Source organism: Nocardioides speluncae (genome assembly GCF_003121585.1).
GTDB lineage: Bacteria > Actinomycetota > Actinomycetes > Propionibacteriales > Nocardioidaceae > Nocardioides > Nocardioides speluncae.
Genome location: NZ_QEOO01000037.1, coordinates 242016 through 265666, shown reverse-complemented (window position 1 = coordinate 265666; position 23651 = coordinate 242016). Strand labels below are relative to the sequence as shown.

The window sequence follows — 23651 nt, the reverse complement described above, 5'->3', positions numbered from 1 at the left end:
GGTTGGAATCCCTGGGACTTCGGTCCGGGGAGGACGTCAAGTGCATGGCTCCGTCGGGTCGTTCGGCGGCTTCGGTATCCCGAGCTTGTTCTTCAGCAGCAGGCCGTCATCGGTCTTCGCCTCGTAGACCAGCTCCGCGATGCACTCGTGACCCTTGGCATTCGGGTAGTAGCCCATGTGCTCGGTCTTCTGGGTCGCGACGGTGAGGATGCCGGTCACCGCGGGAGTCAGGTAGAAGAACGGCGTCATCGTGCCGACGTCGCCGTCGTCCTCGATCCAGCTGTCGTCCTCGCAGCCGAAGTCCTCGTCGGAGTCGTGGTTGTGGACCGTGTTCGGCGGGTGGTAGACGACCGTCTTGATCTCGACGTCCATCTGCATGCAGTGGCCCTTGAACTTCTCGTAGGGGTTGGCGAAGAAGTAGCGCCCCTGCGAGGAGGTCTCGAACTGGTCGACCACGCCCTCGATCGTGGTGTTCAGCTTCTGGACGACCTGGTCGAGGATCACCAGCGCCGGCGGCAGCTGCACCCACCGGATCGTGCAGGTCGGGATCGTGTCCTGCAGGTCCGCGCAGAACCCCGGGATCTTGGTGGCGACCTTGGTCGCCTCGGGATAGGGGTTGAAGTAGCCGGTCACGGCCACCACGAGGTTCGGGTTGCCGTCCATCTGGGTCTTGTACTTGCCGAGGATGTCGGCGAGGTCCTCTTTCAGCTTGGTGTACGCCGTCGGGTGGTTGAGCGCCGTCAGCGCACACGTGTTGGCCTGCAGGAACTCGTGGTCGCGGATCTTCTCCAGGCAGGTGGTCACATGCGACCGGATGCCGTCGTTGTCCCGGCCGACCGTCAGCACGATCAGGTGCGGGCGGAGCGCGTGGGCCTGCGACTGCTGGGTGGGACTGCCCTCGGTGCGGTACGCCTCGGTCGGGATCACGTAGTCGGAGTCCTCGACGGTGTCGCTGGTGTTGTAGAGGCACCATGGACCCGGGTGCTCGTCCTGCAGCGTCTTGAGCAGCTTGTCGGAGTAGCGGTCGGTGAGGGTGCCGATCTCCTCGGACTCGTCCTTGGCGCCGTACGCCACGCCGTCGCCGCCCACGATCAGCCGGCGGGCGATGTCGGTCGAGCAGTCCGGGTCGGGCTCGGGCAGGTCGTCGTCGGCCGCGGGGATCCCGGGCGCCGGCCCCCCGGCGCCCGAGACCATCCCCATCGCCGGGACGGCGAGCATGAGCGCGGCGACCAGGCCGGCGGCGGCAGCCGCCCGCCTGGTCTCTCGCATCCGTCGGTTCGCGAACATCGCCGGTCTCCGGATCCGGTCCGGCTCAGCCGTTGGCCGCGTTGTCGACCTCGTCGGTCTCCAGGAAGACCTCGTCCGGGTCGATCTCGCCGTTGCTGTGAGGCGACTCGCCGGTCACGTAGGTGTCCAGCGTGAAGCTGACGCTGTTGTTGTGCAGCGGGCCATGGCAGGTCACCTTGTTGATCGGGTTCTCCTCGACCTGGCACGACCAGCCGGCCGGCACCGAGGACATGTTGAGCGGGATCATCCCGACGGCCACGTTCATCACGACGTAGACGTCATCCACCGCCGGGTCGCCGGTCGCCTGAGCAGTCCAGGTGACAGTGCCGGGGTTGCCTTGAGTGCCGTCGCTCTGGACGTCCTTCAGGATCAGGTTCAGCTGCGGGTCGACCGTGACGTTCTCGGACTTGGTGTTGTTGGCCTCGTTGGACTCCGGCACCGTGTTGGCCGGGTCAATCCGGCTCTGCATCGGGTACAGGTAGGCCTTCCTCTGCGGCGCCTTGACCGTGATCGTGATGACCGCGTCGGCGTCGTGGTTCGGGTCGAGGTCGTTGCTGCCGTCGAGCACGCCGCCGTCACAGAGCACCACGCCACCGCTGAAGCTGCAGTCGAAGTCGTTCTGCGCGGTCGCGTTGACGAAGACCAGGCCCGGGTCGAGGGTGTTGCGGACCGCCACGTTGTACGCCGGGTCGGTGCCGGTGTTCTTCACCGTCACGTCGTACTTGTACTGCTGGCCCGGGAAGACCGTCGTGTCGTCCGGCACCACCTTGTCGACCACCAGGTCGGTGTAGTTGCCGCCACCGCTGAGCCGGACGTTGGTGCTGGTCTGGTCGGAGTTGTTGGTCTCGTCGTTCTCGGCGATCTCCTCGTCCGGGTCGATCACGGCCTGGTTGGTGTAGGTGCCGGGCTGGGTCGGCGCGAACAGGTCGATCACGATGTGCCGGACGTTGTCGCCGGCGGCCGGGGTGTCGTTGTTCGAGCCGTCCAGGGTGCCGCCGGTGCAGGTGATCACGCCGCCTGCGTGGCTGCAGGTGAATGCGCCCTCACCGGTCGCGGTGTCCTTGGCGGACCGGAACACCGCGCCCTGCGGGATCGTGTTACGCACCGCCACGTCGAACGCGACCGCCGTACCGACGTTGCTGACGTCCAGCGTGTACTGCAGGGTGCCGGACGGGACCACGTCGGTCGGGTTGCCGGCGTCCATCGGCCCGGTCTGCTTGCTGTCCACCTTCAGGTCGATGTATGACCCACCGCCACCGAGGGCGACCACCGTGTCGACGGCGTCGGAGTTGTTGGTCTCGTTGGCCTCGGGGTGGGTGTTGTCGGGGTCGATCTCGGCCTGGTTGGTGTACGTCGCGGGCTGGTCCGGCGCGAACGCCTTGAGGTGGATCGTTCGCGTGGTGTCGCCCGGCTGTGCGGTCTGGCCGGTCGAGCCGTCCAGGGTGCCGCCCACGCAGGTGACGTCCTGGCCCGCGACCTCACAGGTGAAAGCACCGGTGCCGGGCAGCGTGTCCTCGGCCTCGATGAACGTCATCCCATCGGGCATATGGTCGACGACCGTCACGTCGAATGCCACGTCGCTGCCCTCGTTGGTCACCGTGAGGTCGTACTCCACGATGCCGTGCGGGGCCACGCTGCCGGCCGGGGAGACCTGCGTCTTGTCGATGGTGAACTCGTGGTAGACGCAGCACCCGCCCGCGATCGTGATCTCGGTGATCAGGGTGTTGATGTTGTTGTTCTCGAGGATCTCGTCGATCTCGCCGTCGGGATCGACCCGGACCTGGTTCTTGATGAAGCCCGGCGCCGCCGGCGCGAACAGCGTGATCGTGATCGTCGCCTCGTCGGGCGCGAGCGTGTGGTCGTGGGTGCCGCGCAGTCGCCCGCCGCGGCACTCGACCACGCCGCCGGTCGCGGCGCCGTTGTGGGTGCAGGTGAAGTTGTGGTCGCCCACGACCTCACGGAACCGGGTGCCCGCCGGCAGGGTGTCGCGGACGACGACGCCGGTGGAGTCCTGGGTGCCGATGTTGGAGACGGTGACCGTGTAGATCAGGGTGCCGCTCGGCGCGACCTTCGGCTCGCTCGCCTTGGTCACGGTGAGGTCGATGCCGGTCTCGATGTCCGCCGAGGTCGTCCACGAGTTGTTGGTCTCGTCGGACTCGAAGATCGCGTTGTTCGGGTCGACCGTCACCGTGGCGTCGATGACGCCGGTGGTCGGCGGCGCGATCACGGTGAGCACGATCTTCTCGAACGTGCCGCCCGGGTCGCCGGAGCTCAGCGAGCCCGCGACGTCGAGGCCGGAGCAGGTCACCACGGTGCCGCCCTGGCCGCAGACCACGCCCGCAGGGGCGACGAACGACTTCAGGGTGACGCCGGCCGCGAGCTGCTCACGCACCACCACGTCGGTGGCGTCGTCCAGGCCGCTGTTGCCGATCGAGATCTCGTAGTCGAAGCTGTCCCAGGCACGGAAGGCATCGGGTACGCCGTCGCCCGCGTTGTCGTTGTGGTTGACCACCGCGTGCTGGACCACGCTCAGGTCGACACCGGGGTTCACCGTCGTGGTCGTCAGCGAGGTGTTGGTGACGCCCTTGTTCTTGATGTTGCCCGAGACCGTGGCGGTGTTGGTGATCAGGCTGCCGGCGGTGTTGACCACCCGGCCCTTGATCTGGACGTCCATGCTCTCGCCCGGCTCGAGCCGCAGCGTCGGGTTCTTCCGGGTGCATACGACCTTCGGCGCGGTGACCGTGCAGACGCCCTTGGTCGTGGTGGCCTGGATGCTCGCCGCGTCGAGACCCTGGGTGTTGTCGACGACCGCCACGCTGTCGGCGCGGGTGGCCGCGATGTTCACGACGTGGATGTCGTAGGTCATGATCTGGCCCGGCCGCACCGGGTCCGGAGCGTCGGTCTTGGTGATCGTGAGGCCCTGCTGGGCGGGCGGCGGGGTGTTCTGGGAGATCAGGCTTCCGGTGTTGTTCAGCTCGTCGAGCTCGTCGATCTCGTCGTACGGGTCGACGACGGCGGTGTCCTCGATGGCGTCGCTGCCGAAGCCCGAGGTCGCCACGATCTGGATCGTGGCGTTGGCGCCCATGTTCACCCGTCCGCCGGTGCACAGGACTGTCAGGGAGCCCGCTGGTGAGTTGCTACAGGTGAACAGGCTGTTGCCGGTGGCGCTGTTGAACGTGAAGCCGAGCGGCAGGGTGTTGACCACACGCACGTCGACCGCGTTCGCCGTACCGATGTTGTTGACCGTGAGGTTGAACGTCGCCTGCTGGTTGTCGCCGATCGAAGTAGGGCCCTGGACGCTCACCTTGAGGTCCGGCCGCGGATCGGTCACCGAGTTGGTCACCAGCACGTTGGTGAAGTCACTGGACGCGTAGGTGTTGCTGGAATGGGTCGCGGCCACGGTCGCGCCGTTGTGCAGGGTCGTCCCGTTGGCGGCCGTCACCGTGCCCCGGATGGTGATGTCCCAGGAACTGAAGCCCTCGAGTGACCCCGCGTTGCAGGTCACCAGGTTGTCACTGTGCCCGCAGGAGCCCACCGTGCTGGTCAGGATCAGCCCGGTCATGCCGTTGATCTGGGAGGTGAGTACGACGTCGTCGAGCTGCGCGCCGCCCGAGTTGGTCACGTGGATGTTGTAGGTCAGCGACGAGCCCGAGGGCACGTTCGCGGCCGACGGGGTGACGGTGACCGAGATCGGCACCGGGTCCGACTGCGCCGGCGGGCCGAGGACCGAAAGCCCGACGAGGGCGAGGACGAGCGCGGCGACGACACCGAATGCGCGTCGCAGTGAGCTGGTGGCCGAGATGCCGGTGGGTGAGCTGACCTTGGACACGGTGACCTCGCACGTGAGCCTGGGAGGGACGGAGAGCCCCTCTGGTGTACTCCGCGCCGCACCTGTCTCGGACCGGCTTTACCTACCTCTTTACGATGCGAGCCGAAGGTCTGGGGAAATGGCGCAAACTCAGGCCACTCGGACGATGCCGAAGGCACTATGTCCTTTTTGCCCTTTCGGGCAACCTGGCTGCCCCCGGTTCAGGAAGCTCGGGTGGCCGGACGTCATACGGTGCGGTGCCTATCGCCCACGGTTCGTATGACGTCCCGGCTAGCGTCATACGAGGTGGTCGTCATGACCCGCGGTTCGTATGACGTCCGCCCCGGATCAGTTGCCGAAGCGGCGCTCGCGCTCGGCGTACGCCCGGATCGCGCGGAGGAAGTCGACCCTCCGGAAGTCGGGCCAGAGCGCCTCGCAGAAGTAGAACTCCGACTTCGCGCTCTGCCAGAGCAGGAAGCCGCCGAGCCGCTGCTCACCGGAGGTCCGGATCACCAGGTCGGGATCCGGCTGGCCCTTGGTGTAGAGGTGATCGGCGATGTGCTCGGGGTCGATGATCTGGGCGAGCTCCTCCAGCGAGGTGCCCTTGCCGGCGTGCTCCTGGAGCAGCGAGCGGACCGCGTCGGCGATCTCGCGGCGGCCGCCGTACCCGACCGCGACGTTGACCAGGATGCCATCCACGCCCCGGGTGGCCTCCTCGGCCTCCTTGAGCCGCTCGGCGGTGCGGGCGGGCAGCAGGTCGAGGGCGCCGACCGGGTGCAGCCGCCAGCGCTTCTGGTCGGCCAGCGAGGCCACGGCCTCCTCGATGATCCCGAGCAGCGGGTTCAGCTCGGACGCCGCGCGGTTGAGGTTGTCGGTGGACAGCAGCCACAGCGTGACCACCTCGATGCCGATCTCCTCGCACCAGCCGAGCAGCGGCTCGATGTTGGCGGCGCCGGCCCGGTGGCCGTGGGCGGTGTCGGCGCCGACGGCCTTGGCCCAGCGCCGGTTGCCGTCGAGCATCACGCCGATGTGCTTGGGCAGCTGGTCGGGTTCGAGGTTCTTCAGGACCCGCGACTCATACGCGGGGTAGAAGATCCGTTTGATCCCCTCCCTCAACTTTGCAGTCCTCCACTCCGCCACGCGCTTGATGTTACCGACGGCCTGTGAGGCATCGCACGGTGTTGCGGCACGCTGTGTATCTGGATGATGCCCGCTCGTAACCTACGGTCCCGTAACCTATCGGCTATGAACGCGCGTATCTCCGAACTGCGAGCCGAGGCGGGTGAGCACCTCCACAACCTTCACGACAAGGTCGCCGAGATGAAGCCCCACCTGCGCGGCTGGCTGCACCTCGGTACGGCGCCGCTCACGCTGGTCGCCGGCATCGTGCTGATCGTGCTGTCCCCGACCGCGTCGACCCGGGTCGGGTCCGCGATCTTCGTGGCGACGGCGATGATCCTGTTCACGGTCTCCGCGATCTACCACCGGGGCAGCTGGTCGCCGAAGGTCTGGGCCTTTCTGCGCCGGTTCGACCACTCCAACATCTTCCTGCTGATCGCCGGGTCCTACACCCCGTTCACGCTGCTCTTCTTGAACGGCAAGGACCGCGTGCTGCTGCTCAGCGTGGTGTGGGGCGGCGCGATCCTCGGCGTGATCTTCCGAATCTTCTGGACCTCGGCGCCGCGCTGGCTCTATACCCCGATCTACATCGCGCTCGGCTGGGCCGCGGTCTTCTTCATCCCGGACTTCGCGGCCGGCGCCGACAGGTTCAGCACCGGCATCGCGATCGCCGTCCTGGTCCTGGTCGCGGCCGGCGGCGTGCTCTACACGCTCGGCGCCGTGGTCTACGGCTTCAAGCGGCCCAACCCGTCACCGCGCTGGTTCGGCTTCCACGAGATCTTCCACACCTTCACGATCCTCGCCTTCACCACGCACTACGTCGGCGTCTCGCTCGCGACGTACTCACTGCGCTGACCGACGCGGTCGAGAACGTCACAATCCGGCAAGGCAGGAATCTGCCAACCGACAGCGTTGACCCAAGAATTTCTCGTACTTAGCGTCCCTCACCACAGGTTCTCGGCGACTCGGGCCCGCCCACGCCCATCCGGGGCCTGCCGAGAGAGGGACTCTTCATGCGAATGCTTCTCCGCACCACCATCGTCGCCAGCGCGGCGCTGCTCACCCTGCCGACCACCGGCCTGGTCTCAGCCGCCGCGCCGGACACCAAGGCCGCCTCCCTGGTTCCGGTCGACCGGGCCGTCGCCACCAGCAAGGTCCACCCGGTCAAGGACACCTACATCGTCACGCTCCGCGAGGGCAGCAACGCCCGCGGCCTCGCGAAGTCGCTGTCGGTCCGCACCGACTACATCTACGAGTCCGCGCTGGACGGCTTCGCCGCGACGCTGACCGCCGGCCAGCTCCGCGCCGTGCAGCGGCACCCCGACGTGGTGGCCATCGAGCAGGACGCGGTCATCGACAACGCCCTGGACACCACCCAGCCGAACCCGCCGTCGTGGGGCCAGGACCGGGTCGACCAGGCCGCGCTGCCGCTCGACAGCGGCTACACCTACAACGCCACCGGCGAGGGCGTGCACGCCTACATCATCGACACCGGCATCAAGGTCGACCTGCCGGAGTTCGAGGGCCGGGCGACGTTCGACCTCAACACCGCCGACCGCAACAACACCGACTGCCAGGGCCACGGCACCCACGTCGCCGGCACGGTCGGCTCGAAGACCTTCGGCATCGCCAAGAAGGTCAGCCTGCACGGCGTCAAGGTGATGAACTGCGCGGGCAGCATGAAGAAGGCCGGCGCGATCAAGGCCATCGACTGGGTGACGGCGAACCACCAGAGCCCCGCGGTCGCCAACGCGTCGTGGAACTTCACCTACTCCGACGCCCTGGCCACCTCGATCCAGAACATGATCGCGAGCGGCGTGTTCCTGGCGGCGTCCGCCGGCAACACCGGCGCCGACTCCTGTGACCGGCTCCCGCGCAACGTCGACTCGGCGCTGGTCGTCGCGGCGTCCACCTCGGCCGACGCACGGGCCAGCTTCTCCAGCACCGGTGCCTGCGTCGACCTCTACGCCCCCGGCGCGGCCATCGTCTCGACGGTGATCACCGGCGGCAGCGAGGCGTGGAACGGCACCTCGATGGCGACCCCGCACGCCACGGGTCTGGCGGCTCTGTACAAGGACACCCACGGCGACGCGGCCTCGGCCACCGTCCACGACTGGTTCGTCGCCAACGCGACGCCGGACATCGTGAGCGGCGGCAGCACCGGCGGCACCGCCAACCGCCTGCTGTTCAGCAACGGCCTCTGACCAGCCGCTGACCCGCCGCTGACCCGCCTCGGTCACCGGCCCGTCACTGGAGAATCAGTGACGGGTCGGTGACGGGGCGTTCGCAGACCAGGTTGCGGCAGACGTACGCCGCCGGCCGGCCGTCGACCGTCGGCCGGTCACGGAGCAGCGGGATCGCCGACGCCCCCGGCTCGGCGACCACGACAACCGCCCCAGGTGTACGGCGAGCGACGGCAGCCAGCGCGTCGCGCGCAGCCCCGGGCTCGCCGACGACCGCGATCTCGACCGGTCCGTCCAGCATCGCCTCGGCGGCCGCGAGCGACCAGCCGGCGAACCGGGGTGCCTTGGCGCCGAGCGTGGCAACGGTGGCCAGCGCCTCCTCGGCTGCGGTGCGGTAGTCGCCGGCGCCAGTGAGCGCGGCGTACTCGGCGAGAGCGTGGACCATCGACGACAGGCCCGATGGCGAGGCGTTGTCGGACGGGTCGCGGGGCCGGGCCACCAGCGCGGCCGCGTCGGACGCGGTGTCGTGGAAACCGCCGTCGTCGGCGCGGAACCTGGCGAGCGCGTCGTCCAGCAGCAGCTTGGCTCGGTCCAGCCAGACGCTGTCGGCGGTCGCCTGGGCCAGCGCGACGAAGCCGGAAGCCACGCAGCCGAGATCCTCGAGTACGCCGTCCGGCGAGCCCACCAGCCGCTCCCGGGAGACCCGGCGCAGCCGGCCGTTGACCAGGTGCAGCCCGACCAGCAGCTCGCCCGCGGCGACGGCAGCCTCGACGTACGCCGGCTCGTCGAGCAGCAGCCCGGCTTGGCAGAGGCCGGAGATCGCGAGCCCGTTCCAGGCGGCCACGATCTTGTCGTCGCGTTCCGGCCGGACCCGCTCGGCACGGGCGGCAAGGAGCCGGCGCCGGACCTCGGCGTACCGCTCCGGGTCGTCGGGATCGTGGAGCAGCTGCAGCGTCGAGGCGCCCTCCTCGAAGGTGCCTGCCTGGGTCACGGTGAACAGCTCCGCCGCCCAGGCGCCGTCGTCCTCGCCCAGCACCGCGACCAGCTCGGCAGGCGTCCAGGCGTAGAACTTGCCCTCCACGCCCTCGCTGTCGGCGTCCAGCGCGGAGGCGAAGCCGCCCTCGGCCGTGCGCAGCTCGCGGAGCAGGAAGTCGGCGGTCTCCCGCGCCACCCGCTCCCCCAGCGCGCCGCCCCAGCGGGCGTAGACCCCGAGCAGCAGCGCGTTGTCGTAGAGCATCTTCTCGAAGTGCGGCACCACCCAGTCCCGGTCGACCGAGTAGCGCGCGAACCCGCCGCCGAGCTGGTCGTAGATGCCGCCGCGCGCCATCGCCGTACATGTCGCGTCCAGCAGCTGCCGCGCCACCGCGCTCCCGGTCCGATGGGCATGCCGCTCCAGAAAGGCGAGCACCATCGACGGCGGGAACTTGGGGGCGTTGCCGAAGCCTCCGGCCGTCGGGTCGAACTCCGCCGCGAGCGTCTGTACGGCGCCGGCCAGGGCCTCCTCGTCCAGCGACCCGGCCGGCAGCGCGGACTCGCGGCGCAGATGCTCGGTGATGTTGGCCGCCACCCGCCGTACATCATCGCCGCGGCTGTCCCACGCGTCGCGCAGCGCCTCCAGCACCTGCCGGAACGACGGCTGCCCGTGCCGCGGCTGGTCCGGGAAGTAGGTGCCCGCAAAGAACGGCCGGCCGTCGTGGTCGAGCACGCAGGTCATCGGCCAGCCGCCGTGCCCGGTCATCGCCGTGGTCGCCGACATGTAGACCGCGTCGATGTCGGGCCGCTCCTCCCGGTCCACCTTGATGCTGACGAAGTGCTCATTGAGGTACGCCGCCGTCTCGGCGTCCTCGAACGACTCGTGCGCCATCACGTGGCACCAGTGGCACGCGGCGTACCCGACACTCAGCAGCACCGGCACGTTGCGGGCCCGCGCCTGCGCGAACGGCTCCTCGCCCCACTCCCACCAGTCGACGGGATTTCCCTTGTGCTGCAAGAGATACGGGCTCGTCGCGGCACCCAGACGGTTCATACGTTCCATCATTCCGCACCCCGGTCCCGCGCAGCAGTGTCTCGACGTCGAGTGATACACGAGCTGATACATGAGGCCCCACCACTGGTAGCCAGTGGCACGTGTATCAACCTGGCCGCTCGGTCGGCATGAGTCAGACCTGTACCGTTCTGTCAGGCTGGCCTGCCCTGAACCGTACCGTTCTGTTGCATCGCAACTCTTGAACCCGTACCTCTCTGTTCTGTCAACAGACTCCGTACCCGTACCGTTCTGTGTTTCCAGACTGCTACGGTGAGGCCATGAGAGACGATCAGCGGCGACAGCACCTGGTGGACTCGAATCCGTGGTGGCGAGCCGCAAGCGCGGGCGAGGACCCGACGGCATGGATCACCCACCAGCGCATCCTTCGTAGTCGCCAGGACTACGACCTCGGCTATCGGCCCGGCATTCTCGACGATGTCCGCACCGGCCCGATCACCGACCTTCTGATCGTCCTCACCGGCCCTCGTCGCATCGGGAAGTCAGTTGCCCTGCTCGACACCGCTGCCGAGTTGTGCGCTCGGCCAGACCTCGATCCTCGACAGGTTGTCTACCTCCCTTGTGACGGCATGAGCGCCCAAGACGTGCGACGCTGCCTGGTTCTCGCACGCGAGCTGACCCGGGCTATCGACTTCGACCAGCCCCAGCCCCAGCCCCGCGTGTGGCTTCTTGACGAGATCAGCGGAGTCTCGGGCTGGACCGCAACACTCAAGCTGGCGCGGGACACCACAGACTTTGGCGGCGACACCGTAATCGCCACTGGCAGCCGCTGGGCCGCGGACGAGGACGTCCAAGGAAACCTGCTCGCCGGCCGGGCCGGGACAACGCCTGGACGACGTACCCGCCTCCTGCTGCCGATGACCTTCCGCGACTACATGACCGCTTCCCGCCGCCAAACACCCCCACTCGACGCTGTGCACGTCAGTGACCTGCAGAGCCCAGAAGTCGCGAGGGCACTCGACGCCATCGCATTCGATGTCGATGCCTACGACCTGGCTTGGCAGGACTACCTGACCTGCGGCGGCTTCCCACGCGCGGTCGCCGAGCACACCCGCAACGGCGTGGTCTCCGACAACTACTTGGGCGACCTCAAGTCGTGGTTGCGCACCGATGTCGATCCCGAAGGCCCACAAGACTCGGTGCCCCGCTTGCTGAGCACCCTTGCGGAGCGCGCCACGAGCCCCCTCAACATCGCCCACACTGCCGAAGAGCTCGGCTACAGTTCCCGGTCGGTTGCCGAACGCCGTCTCAACCGGCTGGTCTCCAGTCACGCCGCCCTGTGGTGTCCGCGACGCGATGGCGACAAGATCGTCGTGGGCGCGCAATCGAAGCTATACCTGACCGACCCGATTCTTGCGTCCCTGCCGTCGAGACTAAGGTCCGGAATGCCAGCGCCCGACATGACTCGGCTCACCGAGATGGCCATTGGGGTAGTGATGGCGCGCGCGATCGATGATCTTGAGGAAAGCCGCTGGGTCAGCGGCGACACCATCGGCTACGCCCGCACCGCTCGCGAAGGCGAAGTCGACCTCGCGCCGATCACTGTCCCTTCACCAGCAGGCCCCGTGACCACCGTTCCCTTGGAGAGCAAGTGGGTCGGCCACGGCTGGAAGGGCGAAGCCAGGACTATGACCGGGAAGTACAGCCGCGGCATTCTCGCCACCAAATCCGTCCTCGACGTGAGCGGAGACGTATGGGCGGTCCCGGCCCCGCTCGTTGCCCTGCTGCTCCAATAGCCGACCGGCAGAATTGACACCGTGCGTGATCTGCAAGCCGAGTTGGACAGTCTCCGGAGCGAGAATGCGCGCCTGCGCAAGCTCCTCAAGCTGACCGACGCAGAGGCTGCTCCCGCTCGCGGAACCCAGACGGCGTGGTTCGACAAGGCACCGGGCCCGGTGGACACGCGGTCGTCCTCTCAGGCCAAGGTCGAGTTCTACGCCGCGCTATTCGGCGCAAGACGCGATGTCTACGCCGTCCGCTGGGACAACGCCCGCACCGGCAGGTCGGGGTGGATGCCCGCCGTCGAGGGTGGCTGGCGCAGGGGGCGACCAGCCTCCGACATACGGCACCTGCCGCTGACGCCCGAGGTGTTCGCCGCGCATCTGACCGGCGACGTCCACATCGGCCTCTATCCGATGCTCCCCCGCGACCAGACCTGCTGGCTCGCCGCGGACTTCGACGGACAGGCCGCCATGCTCGACGCGCTCGCATACCTCAAGGCAGCACGGGCCGTGGGCGCACCCGCCGCCATGGAGGTGTCCCGCTCCGGGATCGGTGCCCACGTGTGGATCTTCTTCACCGACCCCGTGCCAGCAGCCACCGCACGCCAGCTCGGGACCGCGCTCGTCCGCGAAGCGATCGCGATTCGTGGCCGCATGGACCTGCGCTGCTACGACCGGCTCTTCCCTTCCCAAGACGTCTTGCCCGGGCAAGGACCCGGCAACCTGATAGCGGCCCCGCTCCACGGCAAGTCACGAAAGCTCGGCACTACGGTGTTTCTCGAGCTGGCCACACTGGAGCCGTTCGAGGACCAGTGGGACTACCTCTCTACCCTGGAGCGCCTCACCCAAAGCAAGTCACGACGCTCGCGTCGGCACTCCGAGAGCCGACGGTCGGGGCACGCGTCAACCGCGCCCAGCCCGCCCGGTCGACCAAGACCCAGCCGAACCCGGCACCGATCGTGCATCTCAGCCTAGACGGCACTGTGCGGATTCCCGGCTCGGAGCTGAGCCCCTCGCTGTATGCGACCTTGAAGCACGCGGCGTCCACCTACAACCCCGAGTTCTACGACCGCCAGCGTCGCCGCCAATCGACGTGGAACGTCCCCCGCATCATCACCTCCTACGACGAGACACTCGACGACCACCTAGTCCTCCCGCGCGGACTACTCGACACGGCGACGCGACTCATCCAGGGAGCCGGCAGCAAGGTCGAGGTCGACGATCAGCGAGCCACCGGAGATCCCTTGGACGTCGCGCCGACCTTCAATCTCAGGCCGCAGCAGCAGGAAGCAGTGGAGGCGGCACTGCCGCACGACTTGGGACTCTTAGTCGCTCCGCCCGGCTCTGGGAAGACCGTGATGGCCTGTGCCGTCATCGCCCAGCGAACCGTCTCCACGCTCGTGCTGGTGGACCGCAAGACGCTCGCCGACCAGTGGCGCCGCGAGATCAACGACCTGCTCGGCCTCAAACCGGGGCAACTCGGCGGCGGCCGTTCCAAGCTGACCGGCATCCTCGATATCGCCACCCTGCAAACACTCGCACGCCGAACCGACCTCGCCGACAAGCTGGGCACCTACGGTCAGGTCATCGTCGATGAGTGCCACCACGTCCCGGCAGCCGCGTTCGAGACCGCCGTCCGCGCCATCCCCGCCCGCTACTGGGTTGGGCTGACGGCCACCCCCTACCGACGCGACGGCCTCGATGATCTGATCGGCTTCCAGCTCGGCCCGGTCCGCCACACCTTCACTCACGCCGACCCCGACACCCTCGAAGGTGCCAGTGCCGACCGGCCCCGCCCCGAGCTCGTTGTCCACTCGACCTCGTTCCGGCTAGAGGACCCAGTCGATCTGTCCGTCCCGGGCGCCATCGCAGGCGTCCACCGCGCATTGGCCGAAGACAAGGCACGGAATGGGCAGATCCTCACCGACGTGGTGGAGGCACTCGGTCGCGGCCGCCACTGCCTTGTCCTCGCCCAGCGAACCGGCCACGTCGACCACCTCGCCGCGGCACTCGCCGAGCGCGGGCTGGACCCGGTCGTCCTCAAGGGCGGCATGGGCGCCAAGCAGCGCGCCGCAGCCATCGAGCGGCTCGACCCATCCGGTTCCGATTCGCCGCTGCTTGTGGTCGCAACGGGCCACTTCGTCGGAGAAGGCTTCGACTGTCCCGCACTCGACACGCTGTTCCTAGCAGGTCCGGTCTCGTTCAAGGGACGCCTCGTCCAGTACGCCGGCCGCGTCCTCCGAGCCCATCCGGGCAAGCAAACCGCCGAGGTGCACGATTACCACGACGTCGAGGTGCCAGTCCTCGCGGCCGCGCTCACCAAGCGCGCACCCGGCTACCTCAGTCTGGGATTCCCGGACCCGCGCAAGTCCATGCGACGCACCCCTCCAAGATCGTCTGGCCCGAGTGATACACGAGAGTGATACACGAAGCCGCGGAATCCGTGTCCAACGCCGACCTTCGCTGAACCCAGGCGGCACGGAATGTGCCGCTGACCTGCGCCTTGCATCGACATCAGCGTCACTCAGGCGGGGCTCACAGACGTGGCACCAGCCGGAGCATCGGCCCCTCGACGGCCTGGAGATCGGCCGCACGGCCGTCCTACAGGGGCCTGCGACGCACTACGTCGACCCGCGCCTGCGTCCCGAGACCCGACAGGTCAACGCCATGGCTTCGGCAGCGGATGAGCTGTGCGGCCCGAAAGGACCTGACGAACAGCTGGTTCGCCTGCCGCTGTTCGGCACCAAGTTCCGCATCGCCGGCTATGGCGGCCTACGACTAGGCGAACAGAACGCTCTTCGCGCGATCGACGCCTTCTTCGACCGTGGGTACGTCCAGGTCAACGGTAGCTGGGGTCGTGCCGCGTTACTCAGAAGGGTTCCCGGCCCCGTGAAGAACCATGACCCGGATCGGCGACGCCGCCGCGGTCGCACATGCGCATGCGGCCGGCACGATCGGGGTCACCGCGCTGCAGGTCGGGCTGGCCGAGCGGGCGCTGGAGATGACCGTCGGCTACACCAAGGACCGCGTGCAGTTTGGCCGGCCGCTGGCGTCGTTCCAGGCACTCAAGCACCGGATGGCGCAGATGCTGGTCGACGTCGAGACCTCCCGGTCGATCTCCTGGGCCGCGGCGTACGCCGTAGCCACCGGCGCGCCGGACGCTGACGACCTCACCGCCGCGGCTTCGTCGTACTGCTCCGAGGCACTGCAGCGGATCGCCGCCGAGACCGTGCAGCTGCACGGCGGCATCGCGATCACCTGGGAGCACGACGCGCAGCTGGTCTTCAAGCGGGCGCACGCCCTCGGCCAGCTCTTCGGCCGGCCGCACGAACGCCGGGCCCAGCTCGCGCTCTGATCCAGGAGAGGGGCGCTCACCAGGTGGGTGCCAGGAACTGCTCCGCAGCCTCGCGCAGCGCGCGGGCCGCAGCGCGGTGGCCCACGACCGATGCGGGGCACGGCGCCCAGTAGGGCACCAGTGCCGCCTCCTGCGCCGCGGCTATATCCTCGCGACCGGCCAGAAGGAGCAGCTCCCTGCGGAGCAGCAGCTTGACCTCGTTCGTCATGTCATTCACCTCCGACCCTCATGGCCAGTTCCATGGAACGCCGTCCTGAGGGATCCGTCCCTGCCGGTCCCGGTGAATGGCACACATTCGGGCCTCGACCTCGCTGCTCGGGTGGCGGCAAGTGGCCCGCACGGTGCGGTGCTACGCGCTGACGAAGGCGGCGTTGCCGAGTGCGACGGTCGCAGTCACGACGAGCCCCGCGAGGACGACTGCCCGGAACCGCTCCGCCGAGAGGGCGTGGAAGATCCGGTTGCCGATCGCCCAGCCCGCGGGCAGTCCGGCGACTCCCCCGGCGGCAACCGCCCAGGTGGTGGCGTGCAGATGACCGGTCACTGCGAAGGCTGCCACCGCCACCAGGTCCTGGCTGAAGAACACCGCCTGGAGCGTCGCGCGGAACCGGCGCGGCGCCAGCCCGGCACCCTGCAGCGACAGGACCAGCGGCGGCCCGTTCATCCCGGTGGAGGTCAGCAGCAGGCCACTCGTGACGCCCGAGGCCCACAGCGCGCCCCGCCCTGTCGGCAGGGTCACGTCGCGCCACATCAGGGCGACCACGACGAGCAGCCCGACAGCGACCAGGGCGGTCAGCGACCGGTCGTCAAGACGGGCGAGGGCGATCAGCCCCAGTGGCATCCCGAGCACACCGGCGACCGTGAGCACCCGGGCCAGGCGCACGTCGACGTGCGCACGTTCGCGACGCCAGGCACCGGCCGTGAGCGGCAGGCTCACGAGGGTGGCAGCCACGACGGCCGTGGCGGGCCCGACCGCGAGGGCCAGCAGCGGGACAGCTACCAGGGCGGACCCGAAGCCGCTCACGGCCTGTGTCACCGCGGCCAGCAGGAACACCAGTCCCGCGATGCCGGCCACGAGCAGCAGCTCAGCCACCGAAGCCGACACGGCCGGCCGAGACCACGGGCCGTCCGTCTGCCGCTGCGTCGAAGGCCACCCGGTCGCCGTCGCTCCACCCCTGGACCCGCAGGGTGTCGCCGGGAAAGACGGGGGCGGCGAACCTGCCCGAGAGCTCGGTCAGGGATGCGGGGTGCACCCCCCGCGCGTCAGCCAGGGCGATCACGGCCATCCCGATCGTGCAGAGGCCGTGCATGAACGGCCGTGGCATGCCGGCGGCGGCCGCGGCGGCCGGGTCGACATGCATGGCATGGCGGTCGCCGAGCAGCCGGTAGAGCGCCGGCTGCTGCGCCGTCGTCGTGAGAGCCAGGTCCTGGTCGGGATCGCCCTCGGGGCGCTCGACAGCCCGGGGACCGCGCTCACCGCCGAAGCCTCCGCACCCAGGAGCGAAGATGGACCAGGTCGCCACGAAGAAGTCGCTGCTGACCTCGACGTCGAAGACCGCGGCCGCGCCCTTGTCCCAGACCGCGCTGACGCGTGCGGACATGTTGACTTCCCCCGCGCGCGGCAGTGGTGCGAGCACCCGCAGCTGCTGCGCACCGTGCACGGCTGTCGCGGTGTCGAAGGCCCGCGCCGAGCCGAGCGCGTCCGGTGCCCACTGAGCCAGGGTGAGCCCGAACGTGGGCAGCACCCGCAGCTTCTCCTCGAAGACGAGGTCCAGTCGCAATGGCGAAGCGCCGAGGGCCAGCGCGTAGAGGATGGGGTCGCGGTCGGCGTACGACACCACTCGGGTACCGAGGCTGCGGGCCGCCCAGTCGCCGGCGTTCACCGGGCCCCCAGGACCAGCGCCGAGGTGGGCACACCGGTCCCGGCGGTGACCACGACGTTGCCGACGTCGCCGGGCTGGTTGACGGACGCGCCCCGGACCAGCCGGACGCCTTCCGCGATGCCGTTCATGCCGTGCAGGTAGGCCTCGCCGAGCTGTCCCCCGTGCGTGTTGAGCGGCAGCGAGCCGTCCAGCTCAAGGTGGCCGTCGGCGACGAACGACGCGGCCTCGCCACGTCCGCAGAAGCCGAGCTCCTCCAGCTGGGGAAGGACGAACGGTGTGAAGTGGTCGTAGAGCACGGCCGCCTGCATGTCGGCTGGACGCAGGCCGGACTGGGCCCACAGCTGGTCGCCGACGAGTCCCATCTCGGGGATGCCGCTGATGGTGGGGCGGTAGTAGGAGGTCATCATGTGCTGGTCACGCCCGGAGGCCTGCGCCGCGCCGACGACGTACGCCGGTACGTGCGGCAGGTCCTTGGCTCGCGCCGCGGAGACCACCACCAGTGCCTGTCCGCCGTCGGTCTCCTGGCAGCAGTCGAGCAGGTGCAGCGGCTCGGCGATCCAGCGCGAGGCCTGGTGCTCCTCGAGGGTGATCGGCCGGCCGTGGAACCACGCTTTCGGGTTCGTAGCGGCGCGGGCGCGGTCGAGTACGGCGACCCGGCCGAAGTCCTCGGAGGTCGCGCCGTACTCGTGCATGTAGCGGCGGGCGAACATGGCCACCCATTGGGCCGGGGTCGAGAGACCGAACGGCGTCATCCACGAGTACGCCGCCCGGTCGGCGTTGGTGTCCATCGGCCGACTGGCCTGACCGAGGCCGTAGCGCTCCCCCGACCGCTCGTTGAAGGCACGCCAGCAGACCACGACCTCGGCCAGCCCGGCGTGGATGGCGGCCGCGGCATGCGCGACCGTGCCGCAGGCCGCACCCCCGCCGTGGGGAACCCTGGAGAAGAAGGAGAGATCGCCGATGCCGGTGTTGCGCGCGACGTGGATCTCGGCACTGGACTCGGCGGTGAAGGTGACCATCCCGTCGACGTCGCCCGGCCGGAGCCCGGCGTCGGCAATCGCGGCCACCACTGCCTCGCAGGCGAGCTGGAGCTCGCTTCGGCCCGAGGCCTTGGAGAACTCGGTCGCCCCGATGCCGATGATCGCGGTCTGCCCGGAGAGGCTCCCCATCACGGCACCTGCACGATCACGAGGCCGGTCACGTGCGCGCCGCGCTCGTTGGCGCCGACCACCTCCACGCTGACCTGCCCGGAGTTGACTGCGGTCACCGAGCCACGCAGGGTCATCGTGTCCCCGGGGTAGTTGGGCACACCCAGCTTGATCTTGATCTTCTTCACCACGGCGGCCGGACCGGCCCACGCGGTGACGAAGCGGTCGACGAGCCCGTTGGTGGTCAGGATGTTCATGAAGATGTCCGGCGATCCGCGCTCGGCGGCGAGGGCCGGGTCGTGGTGGACGTCCTGGAAGTCGCGGCTGGCCAGGGCGGTCGCGACGATCAGGGTGCGGGTGACCGGGATCGCCAGCTCGGGCAGCACGTCGCCGACCTTCATCGGGCGACCTCCTCGCCGAGGCCCGCGAGTGCGGCGGCCGAACCGCCGAGGGTCGTCGCGAGCTGCTTGCCCCACAGGAAGTACCGGTGCACCGGATAGTCGGTGTCGACGCCGATGCCGCCGTGGACATGCTGCACCCGGTGGACGACGTCGAGCCCCGCATGAGCCGACCACCACTTCGCGACCAGGACAGCACGCTCCTTCTCAGATACTGGGCCCTGATCGGCCAGCGCCGTGAGCGCCTGCCAGAGCGTCACCCGCATCGCGTCGATGTCGATCAGGCAGTCGGCCAGCTGGTGCTGCAGCGACTGGAAGGTCGCCAGCGGGCGACCGAACTGCTCGCGCGTCGAGGTGTACGACGCCGCGAGGCGCAGCGCGCCCTCCGCCACGCCGACCTGGAGCGCGGCCACCGCAACGGCTGCCATCCGCAGCACCGAGGCCAGGGCGTCGGCGCCGCCGAGGCGCTCCGCCTGAGCACCGTCGAGGGTCAGGTTCCCGGCGGGCTCCTGGCTGGTGATCTCAGTCCGCTCCCACGTGACGCCGGGACCGTCGGTCGGCACTAGGAACACCGCTGGACCGTCAGGACCGGTCGCGGACACGAGCAGGTGCGAAGCGCCGAAGGGCGACGGCACGACCGCCTTGGCACCGGTCAGCAGGCCGTCAGCGGTCGCCGTGCAGCGGGGCAGCGCCGGCTCGTTCCCATCGAACTCCTCGAGCGCAAGCGTGAGCCTCGCCGACCCGTCGGCGACGCCCGGCGGCAGCTCGCCGTACTCGGCGACCGCGAGCGCAGCGACACCGGCCGACCAGAGCGGGACCGGAGCGACGCAGCGCCCCTGTTCCTCGAGCACGACACAGAGCCCGTCGAGGCCGAGCCCGGCTCCGCCGTGCGCCTCCGGCAGGCCGATCCCGACCAGCCCCGCGCGGGCCAGGTGCTCCCAGAGCGCCTCGTCGTCCGCCTTGTCGGTGAAGATCTCGCGCGCCAGTTCCTGGACGGCGAGCAGGTCCTCGTCGTGGGTGAAGTCCATCAGTGCTCCCGGGGTCGGACGGGCCGGAACACCGGCAGGGTCAGGTCGGCATCGGCCCGCAGCCACTCGACCTCGAGGGCCATCCCAACGGTGAGCTCGTCGGCGGTGGCACCGGTGAGGTTGGTGATCAGGCGGGTGCCCTCGTCCAGCTCGACCACGGCGATCAGCAGCGGGTAGTCGAAGGCGGGGTGCCGCGGATGGTGCGCGACGACGTACGAGTAGAGGGTGCCGCGGCCGCTCGCCTCGACCGTGTCCCAGGCAAAGGACGTGCAGTCGGGACAGCAGGGGCCGGGCGGGTGGCGCAGGGCCTTGCAGTCCGCACAGCGTTGTACGACGAGCCGCTCCTCGCGCGCGGCCGTGAACCAGAACTCGTTGTCGAGGTTGATCGCCGGCCGTGGCCGGAGTACCGCCTCTGGCGCGGGCTCGGCCGGACGGAACCGCAAGGTCCGCCAGCGCTGGGTCGCGACGACCTCGTCGGCGGAGTCACGATAGGTCTTCAGCGTGCTGACGAACCGGCCGGCTCCGAGGCCGGTGCGCTTCTCGGCCGAGATCGACTCGACTACTTCTTCGACGCTCAGGTGATCGCCCGGCACCACCTCGCGGTGGAAGTCGAGCTCCGAGTCAGTGGCCACGACGGAGGTGTAGCCACCCTCCTCGAGCAGGGCCACGAGCTCCTCGAAGGCGCCGGCGGAGGCATCGGTCGGGGCATAGCCGCGCATGGTCCAGGCCTGCATCATCGACGCCGGGGCGACGGGTTGCTCCCCGAGGTAGCGCGGGTTGGCATCGCCCATCGCCTCCACCCACTGCCGGATCATCGGCACGTTGACCGGGTCCGGGGCCGGGCGTCGCTCGACGAGCACCCGTCCCGAGAAGGCGGCGAGCCGGTCGTCGTACGTTGTCATCGCTTTCCCCGCGGCAGTCCCAGGCCCGAGGTCGCCACCATGTCGCGCAGGATGTCGTTGACCCCGCCGCCGAAGGTGTTCACGATGCCCTGGCGGGACAGCTGCTCGAGCTGGCCGGCGAGCACGGCACCAGGCGACTCCGGACGGATCCGTCCGGCAGCGCCGAGGATCCCGTTCAGCGCGCGTTGCACCTCGATGTGGGTCTCGGTGCCATAGGTCTTGGCCGCACCCGCCGTCGCGCCGGTGAGATCTCCCGCGGCGACGGCTGCGGTCATCTTCCAGTTCAGCAGCCGCATCGCCTCGAGGCGCGCGTAGGTCCGGGCGAGCTCGGCGCGGACCCACGGACGCTCGATCACGCCGGTGTCCCGGGCCCAGTCCAGGACGTGCTCCCAGAGCTGGATCATCCGGCCACCGAGAGCGGCCAGGCCGATCCGCTCGTGGTTGAGCTGCGCGGTGATGAGCGACCACCCCGCGTCGACCTCACCGACCACGTTGTCGCGGGGCACGACGATGTCGGTGTAGTAGGTCGCCGTCACGACCATCCCGCCGACGGTCTGGATCGGACTCCAGGTGAAGCCCGGGTCGCTCGTCGGCACGATCAGGATCGAGATCCCCTTGTGCTTGGGTGCGTCCGGGTCGGTCCGGGCCGCCAGCCACACGTAGTCGGCGGTGTTGGCCCCACTGGTGAAGATCTTCTGGCCGTTGACGAGGAAGCCGTCATCGGTGGGGACCGCACGGGTTGCGAGGGAGGCGAGGTCGGTGCCGGCCGACGGCTCGGTGTAGCCGATCGCGAAGACGATGTCACCGGCCAGGATGCCCGGCAGATAGGCCTTCTTCTGCTCCTCGGTGCCGTACTCCATCAGGGTCGGGCCGACCGTGTTGACGGTGACGAAGGGGAACGGGAGCCCGGCCCGCTGGACCTCGTCGTAGAAGACGTACTGCTCCTCGACCGAGCGCCCCTGGCCGCCGTACTCCGTCGGCCAGCCGATACCGAGCCAGCCGTCGCGGCCGAGCATCTTCACCACCTCGCGGAACCGGGAGCCACCGACGCCCTCCTCACCGACGCGTCGGCGCTCGTCGGCGGTCAGCAGACCGGCGAAGTAGGCTCGCAGCTCCTTGCGCAGCAGCAGCTGGGCAGGCGTCTCCCGCAGGTCCACGTCAGCCCACCCAGGCGTCGTCGAGCAGGATCATGCTGTTCACGGAGTCGTCGACGCCGTGCACGTCCTTGTTCCAGGCGAGGAACTCCGGGGTCGGCCCCATCGGAAGCGCCGGTACGTCGGTGTTCCACTGCTTCTGGATGCGGGTCATCACCTCGCGCTGGGCGGCCAGGTCCGCGGCACCCTGGAACTCGCTGATCAAGGCGTCCATCTCCGGGCTGGTGGACATGCCGACCGTCAGGTTGCCCTGGGAGTGGAGGGTGGCGAACATGCGTCCGTAGGGCCCGGCCTCACGCCAGCTCATGCCCCATCCGGCGACATCGTAGGTGCCGTCGACGGCCACCTTCCGGATCTGCTCCTGGATGTCGCTGACCAGGTCGAGGTCGACCTTGAAACCGACCCCCTCGAGCATCGCCTTGATCGCGACGGCGGTGATGCGCGATGCCGGGTCGGACGCGTCGAGGTAGGTCACCTTGCCGTCGTACCCGTCGGCCTTGGCCTCCTCGAGCAGCTTCCGTGCGGCGTCGGGGTCGTATTCGCGGCCACCCACGTCGGCGTGCCAGGTCGAGAAGGAGGGGAAGACCTCATTGGACGGCAGGCCGGCGCCGGCGTACGCCCGGTCGGAGACGACCTCCGGGTTGATCGCGAGCGCCATCGCCCGGCGAACCCGCGGGTCCTCGCCGGGGTGGCCCTCGCGGGCGTTGATCACGGCCACGTTGCCGAGCGCCACGAGGTTCATGAACCCGGGCTGGCCTGCCTTCACCGCGGTGCGCACGACCTGGGCGTCACGGAAGAACGCGGCGTCGACGTCGCCGGACTCAAGGGTGTCGTAGAGCGCGTTGGGATCGGGCAGGTAGACCACCCGGATCGCCTTCAGGTGGGGCTTGCCGTCCCAGTAGTCGGGCCGCGCGGTCAGCACCATCTCTTCCTTGGGCCGGTGCCGGGTCAGGGTGAAGGCGCCGGCGCCGACGGGCTTGAACTCACCGCCCGAGTCTGAGGCCTTGCCCACGATCATGCCGGGGCCGGTGGTGAGCATGAAGGCGAAGCTGGGCCACGGCGCCTTGAGGGTGAACACGACTGTGCGGTCGTCGGGGGTCTCGACGGAGGTGACGTTGTCGGCCCACAGCCGGGCCTCGTCGGCACCCTTGGCCACGTAGCGCTCGAGGCTCCACTTCACCGCGGCCGCATCGAGCGGGGTGCCGTCGCTGAATGTCACGCCGGGCCGCAGCTTGAGGGTGAACTCCGTCGCGTCGACGTTGCCCTCGAGGGACTCGGCGAGCTGCGGCTCCACCTTCGCGGTGGCGGTGTCGTACTGCATGAGCACGTCGTAGACGGCGGCCATCTCGACGCCACCGGTCGACCCGGCCACGATCGTCTGGGCCGGGTCGAGGTACCCGGGCTCGGCGTAGGCACCGAAGGTGAGGGTGCCGCCCTCGACGGACGTACCCTCGTCGCCGGTGCGAACGAGTCCGACCTCGTAGAAGTCGGACGTGGTTCGCTCGACGGACTTGCCCTCGGTGTCACTCGCGCAACCGGCGAAGACCAGTGCGGAGCAGGCCAGGGCGACGGTGGCACTGCGGCGGCGGGACAGGAGACGCACGGCGGACCTCTTCTTGGTGGG

19 protein-coding genes are annotated in these 23651 nt (G+C 69.2%); 6 read left to right on the top strand and 13 right to left on the bottom strand.

The genetic code is table 11. The annotated features are described in order from the left end of the window. Nucleotides 1-36: 36 nt before the first annotated feature. From DDV73_RS21040 to DDV73_RS21030, 3 genes are all read right to left on the bottom strand, one after another. Nucleotides 37-1287 (bottom strand): SGNH/GDSL hydrolase family protein, encoded by a 1251-nt coding sequence (locus tag DDV73_RS21040; protein WP_109509212.1) that lies wholly within the window; start codon nt 1285-1287, stop codon nt 37-39. Between the two features lie 25 nt (nt 1288-1312). Further along, a complete protein-coding gene (locus tag DDV73_RS21035) occupies nt 1313-5116 on the bottom strand; it encodes a CARDB domain-containing protein (protein WP_109509211.1) in 3804 nt (1267 codons plus the stop codon). Nucleotides 5117-5443: 327 nt separating this feature from the next. Then, nucleotides 5444-6235, bottom strand: a complete 792-nt coding sequence (locus DDV73_RS21030) for an isoprenyl transferase (RefSeq protein WP_476703546.1) — start codon at nt 6233-6235, stop codon at nt 5444-5446. A 105-nt stretch (nt 6236-6340) separates the two neighbouring features. Here DDV73_RS21030 and trhA point away from each other — a divergent pair, with 105 nt between their 5' ends. Continuing rightward, complete coding sequence (gene trhA, locus DDV73_RS21025) at nt 6341-7069, top strand: PAQR family membrane homeostasis protein TrhA (protein ID WP_109509209.1); 729 nt, start codon at nt 6341-6343, stop codon at nt 7067-7069. A 158-nt stretch (nt 7070-7227) separates the two neighbouring features. Then, nucleotides 7228-8418 carry a S8 family peptidase gene (locus DDV73_RS21020; RefSeq protein WP_109509208.1) on the top strand — a complete coding sequence of 397 codons (1191 nt, stop codon included), beginning with the start codon at nt 7228-7230 and terminating at the stop codon, nt 8416-8418. Between the two features lie 43 nt (nt 8419-8461). Here the strand turns inward: DDV73_RS21020 and DDV73_RS21015 are convergent, their stop codons facing one another. Further along, the gene (locus DDV73_RS21015; protein ID WP_109509207.1) at nt 8462-10423 is read right to left on the bottom strand and encodes a thioredoxin domain-containing protein; all 1962 of its coding nucleotides are present in this window, start codon (nt 10421-10423) and stop codon (nt 8462-8464) included. Nucleotides 10424-10701: 278 nt separating this feature from the next. On the opposite strand from DDV73_RS21015, the gene DDV73_RS21010 reads away from it, so the two are divergent. The 4 genes from DDV73_RS21010 to DDV73_RS20995 all read left to right on the top strand — a co-directional run bounded on the left by DDV73_RS21010 (nt 10702) and on the right by DDV73_RS20995 (nt 15517). Further along, nucleotides 10702-12177 carry an AAA family ATPase gene (locus DDV73_RS21010; protein WP_109509206.1) on the top strand — a complete coding sequence of 492 codons (1476 nt, stop codon included), beginning with the start codon at nt 10702-10704 and terminating at the stop codon, nt 12175-12177. Between the two features lie 21 nt (nt 12178-12198). Continuing rightward, nucleotides 12199-13137 carry a TOTE conflict system archaeo-eukaryotic primase domain-containing protein gene (locus DDV73_RS28885; protein ID WP_206051004.1) on the top strand — a complete coding sequence of 313 codons (939 nt, stop codon included), beginning with the start codon at nt 12199-12201 and terminating at the stop codon, nt 13135-13137. An 8-nt stretch (nt 13138-13145) separates the two neighbouring features. Then, the gene (locus DDV73_RS28880) at nt 13146-14585 is read left to right on the top strand and encodes a DEAD/DEAH box helicase (RefSeq protein ID WP_206051003.1); all 1440 of its coding nucleotides are present in this window, start codon (nt 13146-13148) and stop codon (nt 14583-14585) included. A gap of 476 nt (nt 14586-15061) precedes the next feature. Beyond that, nucleotides 15062-15517: an acyl-CoA dehydrogenase family protein gene (locus DDV73_RS20995; RefSeq protein ID WP_109509205.1), complete on the top strand. Its 456-nt coding sequence runs from the start codon at nt 15062-15064 to the stop codon at nt 15515-15517. A 16-nt stretch (nt 15518-15533) separates the two neighbouring features. Here the strand turns inward: DDV73_RS20995 and DDV73_RS20990 are convergent, their stop codons facing one another. From DDV73_RS20990 to DDV73_RS20950, 9 genes are all read right to left on the bottom strand, one after another. Beyond that, nucleotides 15534-15725: a hypothetical protein gene (locus tag DDV73_RS20990; protein ID WP_109509204.1), complete on the bottom strand. Its 192-nt coding sequence runs from the start codon at nt 15723-15725 to the stop codon at nt 15534-15536. A gap of 141 nt (nt 15726-15866) precedes the next feature. Beyond that, the gene (locus tag DDV73_RS20985) at nt 15867-16607 is read right to left on the bottom strand and encodes a sulfite exporter TauE/SafE family protein (protein ID WP_161962487.1); all 741 of its coding nucleotides are present in this window, start codon (nt 16605-16607) and stop codon (nt 15867-15869) included. Then, on the bottom strand, nt 16600-17397 hold the full coding sequence (locus DDV73_RS20980) for a MaoC/PaaZ C-terminal domain-containing protein (RefSeq protein WP_109509202.1): 798 nt from the start codon (nt 17395-17397) through the stop codon (nt 16600-16602). Before DDV73_RS20980 ends, DDV73_RS20985 begins: the two co-directional genes overlap by 8 nt. Further along, nucleotides 17394-18566, bottom strand: a complete 1173-nt coding sequence (locus DDV73_RS20975; protein WP_109509201.1) for a lipid-transfer protein — start codon at nt 18564-18566, stop codon at nt 17394-17396. Before DDV73_RS20975 ends, DDV73_RS20980 begins: the two co-directional genes overlap by 4 nt. Then, a complete protein-coding gene (locus DDV73_RS20970; protein WP_109509200.1) occupies nt 18566-18946 on the bottom strand; it encodes a MaoC family dehydratase in 381 nt (126 codons plus the stop codon). Before DDV73_RS20970 ends, DDV73_RS20975 begins: the two co-directional genes overlap by 1 nt. After that, complete coding sequence (locus DDV73_RS20965) at nt 18943-19971, bottom strand: acyl-CoA dehydrogenase family protein (protein WP_109509199.1); 1029 nt, start codon at nt 19969-19971, stop codon at nt 18943-18945. The genes DDV73_RS20970 and DDV73_RS20965 overlap by 4 nt, the downstream gene beginning before the upstream one ends. Then, nucleotides 19971-20873, bottom strand: coding sequence for a bifunctional MaoC family dehydratase N-terminal/OB-fold nucleic acid binding domain-containing protein (locus DDV73_RS20960; protein ID WP_109509198.1), 903 nt, complete (start codon nt 20871-20873; stop codon nt 19971-19973). The genes DDV73_RS20965 and DDV73_RS20960 overlap by 1 nt, the downstream gene beginning before the upstream one ends. Continuing rightward, on the bottom strand, nt 20870-22030 hold the full coding sequence (locus tag DDV73_RS20955; protein WP_109509197.1) for an acyl-CoA dehydrogenase family protein: 1161 nt from the start codon (nt 22028-22030) through the stop codon (nt 20870-20872). Before DDV73_RS20955 ends, DDV73_RS20960 begins: the two co-directional genes overlap by 4 nt. Before the next feature lies 1 nt (nt 22031). Next, a complete protein-coding gene (locus DDV73_RS20950) occupies nt 22032-23630 on the bottom strand; it encodes an ABC transporter substrate-binding protein (RefSeq protein WP_109509196.1) in 1599 nt (532 codons plus the stop codon). Between the last annotated feature and the right edge of the window lie 21 nt (nt 23631-23651).